The following is a 686-nucleotide window of genomic DNA, read 5'->3' as shown; positions in this document are numbered from 1 at the left end:
TGTCGCGATGGCGCGCCCAGGCCGCGGCGATCGCGTAGAGCAACAGCACGCCGAGCCCGTAATTGCGCGCGACCGCGACATATTCGTAGAGCGTGAACGCGCCGAGCAGCGCCAGCGCGAGCAGCAGCGGGCGGAACGGCGCACGCAGCGCGAGCAGCGTCGCCCCCGCCGCGCCGATCGCGAAGGCGGCGAGCGGCAGGACGACCGGATCGCGGTACGCCGTCCACGCGAGCCGCAGGATGACGTGCCACAGCGCGGGATGCCCGTCGCCGCGGATCGCCACCACCATGTCGAGCAGCCCGCTGCCGCGCTGCGCGAAGCTGAACGCGCGGACCTCGTCGCGCCACATCGTGTGATGCGTCGCGGCGTAGAGCGCACCCGCGAGCCACAGCGCGAGGAGCAGGACGCGGACAGGCAGCGCGGCGCCGGGACGGGGGGCTGCGCGGTTGTTTGCGATGCCCTTGCCCGTGGAAGACGGGGGCTGGGGCGTCCCGGCCGACACGGCGCGTGCGAGGGGGTGACGGAAGGGGAGGGCAAGGAACGTCACCCGGAGCGAGGTAGCCCGGCACCGGATACCAAGCGGTTAACCACGATCGAGCACATTGGTCGCATCACATTGTCGGTGTGTAGTAGTGTCGGAGTGTCGACATAAATATGTAGACACGATCGCCGTCGCTAGGGGGAGG

The 686-nt window shown here is 70.3% G+C and carries 1 protein-coding gene; it reads right to left on the bottom strand.

Annotation, left to right across the window (positions count from 1 at the left end; all coding sequences use genetic code 11):
• Positions 1–547 (bottom strand): hypothetical protein (locus ACH0AE_RS17930; protein WP_406876185.1); only part of this gene is annotated, 547 nt, incomplete at its 3' end.
• Between the last annotated feature and the right edge of the window lie 139 nt (positions 548–686).

Source organism: Sphingomonas sp. 179-A 2A2 NHS (assembly GCF_045371305.1).
Taxonomy (GTDB): Bacteria; Pseudomonadota; Alphaproteobacteria; order Sphingomonadales; family Sphingomonadaceae; genus Sphingomonas.
This window is presented reverse-complemented; position numbering and strand designations above follow the sequence as displayed.